The organism is Pseudomonas batumici, from assembly GCF_000820515.1.
In the GTDB taxonomy this organism is placed as follows: Bacteria; Pseudomonadota; Gammaproteobacteria; order Pseudomonadales; family Pseudomonadaceae; genus Aquipseudomonas; species Aquipseudomonas batumici.
In genome coordinates this window covers 1-4,279 of sequence record NZ_JXDG01000075.1, presented here as the reverse complement: position 1 = coordinate 4,279, position 4,279 = coordinate 1, and the positions used below count along the sequence as shown (strand labels likewise).

The window sequence follows — 4,279 nt, the reverse complement described above, 5'->3', positions numbered from 1 at the left end:
AATTCGCTGCCGCTGGCACGGATCAGTTGCGGGATGATCACCAGCGTGTGGCCGGAGAACAGCTGCGAGATGCCCTTGATCGACATGTCGAAGAAGAAGCCGGCGTTGAGGGCCACGGTGGCCGGTGTCGGGCAATACTGGTGGGTGGTGCGGGTCAGCACCTGCCAGAAGTTGAACACCGAACGGTGCTCGACCATCACGCCCTTGGACTGGCCGGTGGAACCGGAGGTGTAGATGACATAGGCCAGGTGTTCGGGTGTCAGGCCTGGAACCACTGGGTTGGCATCGAAGGTCTGATCGTCGGCGGCCCGCAGCGACTCGGCGGTGTCGAGCAGCAACAGCGGCGTATCGCCAGACGGCAGCGACAACGCGGCCTGGGTCAGCAGGGCACGGGGTTGGCTGTCCTGCAGCATGAAGGCCATGCGGTCGGCCGGGTGGGCCGGGTCGATCGGCACATAGGCGGCCCCGGCCTTGAGCACACCAAGCAGGCCGACAATCATCTCCAGGCTACGTTCGGCACAGATCGCTACCCGTTCGTCCGGCTGCACGCCGAGGGCCAGCAACTGCCGGGCCAGGCGGTTGGCGCGACGGTTGAGCTGGCGGTAGCTCAGTTGCCGGTCTTCGCAGACCAGGGCCACGGCGTCGGGGTTGGTGCGGACCTGGGTTTCGAACAGGGCATGGATCGGCTCGGCCGGGCCGAAGTCTGTAGCGGTGTTGTTGAAGTCGTCGAGCAGCAGCGTGCGCTCGGCTGCAGGCAGCACTTCCAGGCTGGCGGCCAGGCGCGCGGGGTCCTGCTCAAGGGCGTCGACCAGTTCGGCAACGGCCTGGCCGAGATAGGCGGCGAGGCGTTGCGGATCGATGCCTTCGATGGCCTGGGCGGTCAGGGAGAAGTCGACGCCTTCATCCGCCACGGCCACTTCGATCGGGTAGTTGGTGCGCGCTTCGTTGCTCAGGAAGCGCACGCCGTCCCAGGCCAGTACCTGATCCTGGTTGGCCAGTGAGCCACCATCGGTCTGATGGCGATAGTTGAACAGGCTGGTGAACAACGGCAGGCCCGCGGCCACGCCGCTACAGCGCTGGGCCAGGGCCAGGGAGGCCTGTTCGTGGACCAGCATTTCGCTGAGGTCGCGATAGGTTTCGTCCACCAGTGCAGCAACGCCGAACTTGGCCAATTGCACCCGCACCGGCAGGGTATTGATAAACACCCCGAGGGCGCGGTCGGCACCCGCCGAACCCTGCAGACGCCCGGCGACTACCGTACCGAACACGACATCGTCACGTCCGGTGCAGCGCCCGAGCACCTGGGCCCAGGCAATATGGAACAACACGGCCGGCGTGACCCCGGCGGCCTGCGCCCGAGCGCGGACCTTGCGGCTCAAGGCCGAGTCAAGGCGCAGGCTGGTTTCCGTCACCCGGGCCCCGTCGCCCTGGACATCCAGCACGCCGAACGGCGCGGTGGGCTCATCGACATCGGCCAGGCGGCGGCTGAAATAGGCTTCATGGGCCTCGGACGGGGTGGCGAGGATCTGCGCGACAAACTCCCGATAAGGCTGCGGGGCTGGCAGATCGCTGGCCCGGCCCTGCATCAGGTCACGGATTTCTTCGAGCACGATGCCCAGGGACACGTGGTCGCTGATCATATGGTGGTCGAGCAAGGCCAGCAGCCAGCGCTCGGAGTGCGGATCGCGGGCGATGCAGGCACGCATCAGCGGTGCCTGTTGCAGGTCGAGGCGCAGGTGCCGTGGATCGCTCAGGCGTTCCAGCTGGGCGCGCGGATCTTCATCCGGCGTCAGGCTGAGGGTTTCCACCGGCAGTTGCGCCTGGCGATGGACCACCTGCACCGCCTGCGGCTGGCCGACCCAGTGCACCGCGCTGCGCAGGATGTCATGGCGATCGATGACCCGCTGCAACGCTGCGACAAAGGCGTCGAGGCGCTGGCGGTCGTCGAACTCGATCAGCGAGCGCACCAGGTAGGCGTCGCCCTCGTGACCCAGCAGGTGGTGGAAGAGGATGCCTTGTTGCAGCGGTGCCAGCGGGTAGATGTCCTGGATATTGGCAGCCCCGCCGGGAACGGCGGCGACGATGCGTTCCAGCTGCGCGGCACTCAACTCCACCAATGGCAACATGTCCGGCGTCAGTTGGGTGCAGTCGGCCGGGATACGGTTGGCCGGGGCCTGGAACAGGGCTTGGCTGTCGCGGCTGATGGCCTGGGCCATTTCCCGCACGCTGGGGGCGGTGAACACCGTGCGTACGCTGGCGTTCAGGCCATGCTGGCGCAGGCGGTCGATCAGGCCGACGGCCAGCAGCGAGTGACCGCCGAGTTCGAAGAAACGGTCGTGACGACCGACCTGTTCGATGCCCAGCAGCTCTTGCCAGACACCGGCGACAATCTGTTCTATCTCGCCACGCGGTGCCTCGTAGGCGCGGCTGGCAAAGGCTTCCTGGCCTGGAGCGGGCAAGGACAGACGGTCGAGCTTGCCGTTGGGGGTCAGGGGCATGGTTTCCAGGTGCACATAGGCACTGGGCACCATGTAATCCGGCAGTGCCTCCAACAAGGTCGCACGCAGTTGCTCGACGGGCACCGGTTCACCGCACAGGTAGGCGATCAGGCGCTTGCTGTCGGATTGGCCGGGCTTGCTTTCCCGGGCGACCACCACAGCTTCGCGGACACCGGCGCAGGTGGCGAGCACGGCTTCGATTTCACCCAGTTCCACACGGAAACCGCGGATCTTCACCTGGTCGTCGTTGCGGCCCAGGTATTCCAGGGTGCCGTCCGCGCGCCAGCGGCCAAGGTCGCCGGTCCGGTACAGGCGGGCGTCCGGATCGGTGGTGAAGGGGTCGGCGATAAAGCGCTCGGCACTGAGTTCGGCACGGTTGAGGTAGCCACGGGCGACCCCGACGCCACCGATATGCAGTTCCCCGGCTACACCGAGCGGCGCGAGGTTGCCGGCGGCATCCAGCACATGCAGTTGGGTATTGCGCACCGGTGTGCCGATGGAGCGGAAATCCTCGTTGTCGCGTTCCATCAGGCGGATCGAGGCGTTGACCGTGGCTTCGGTCGGACCATAGGCGTTGAACAAGGTCGGGCGGTGACCCTCACGGTCGAACCACTGGGCCACGGCCTGCTTGCCGACGGCTTCGCCGCCGATCATGAGCTGGCGCAGGGTGCTCGGCAGCGGCACATGCGCATCGCGACTCACCTGTTGCCAGAACACGGTGGGCAGGTTGGCGACCGTGATCGCGTACTGCTCGCACAGCGCGGCAAAGGCCGCGGTGCCGGCGATCCAGGCATCGCTGCGCAGCACCAGGGTGGCACCGGACAGCAGCGCGCCGAAGATCTCTTCCACCGACATGTCGAAGGTCATGGTGGCGAATTGCAGGACGCGGTCCTGCGGGTTCAGGCCGTAGCGCTCTTGCAGGGCGCCGATCTGGTTGCACACCGAACGGTGTTCGAGCATGACGCCTTTCGGCTTGCCGGTGGAACCGGAGGTGTACATCACATAGGCCAGGTGCCGTGAGGTCAGGCCGCTGACCCGTGGGTTGGCGTCGTTACCCGGGGTGTCTTCCAGGCGCAGATGAGTGATCGACAGCGGAGGCAGTTGTTCGGCCAGGTTGCCCTGGCTCAACAGTACCCGTGGAGAACTGTCGTCGAGCATATGTTGCAGGCGGTCCTGCGGGTAGTTCGGGTCGAGCGGCACGTAGGCGCCGCCGGCCTTGAGGATGGCGAGGATGCCGACGATCATTTCCGGGCTGCGCTCCACCAGCAACGCCACGCGCTCGTCCGGATTCAGGCCGGCGGCGATCAGGCGATGGGCGATACGGTTGGCCCGGGCGTTGAGTTCGGCATAGCTGAGGGCGACACCTTCGGCCTGTACGGCAATGGCCTCGGGACGCGCTTTGACCTGCTGCTCGAAGACCTCCTGCAACAGCAGGCCTTCGGGGAACGGCACCAGGGCCGGGTTGAAGTTGCCGAGCAACTCGCGGCGCTGCTGGTTATCCAGCAACGGCAGGCTCGCCAGCGGCTGCGCGGCATCGCCGAGCAGGGCGTCGAGCAGGTGCAGCAGATGATGGCTCCAGCGGGCGATGGTGCTGGCGTCGAACAGATCGGTGGCGTATTCGAACTGGCCGTGAATGGTTTCGCCGTCGTCGTTGAGCGACAGGCTCAGGTCGAACTGGGTGGTGCCGGTGACCTGGGGCAGCGGGGTCAGCTCCAGGCCGGGCAGGGCCAGGGCCTGGTCACGGGGGGTATTGCCCAGTACCAGCATGGCCTGGAACAGCG

At 66.4% G+C, this 4,279-nt stretch carries 1 protein-coding gene; it reads right to left on the bottom strand.

The features are described 5' to 3' along the window. Positions 1 to 4,279: non-ribosomal peptide synthetase (locus UCMB321_RS27815; RefSeq protein WP_040071929.1), on the bottom strand; the 4,279-nt coding region annotated here is incomplete at both ends.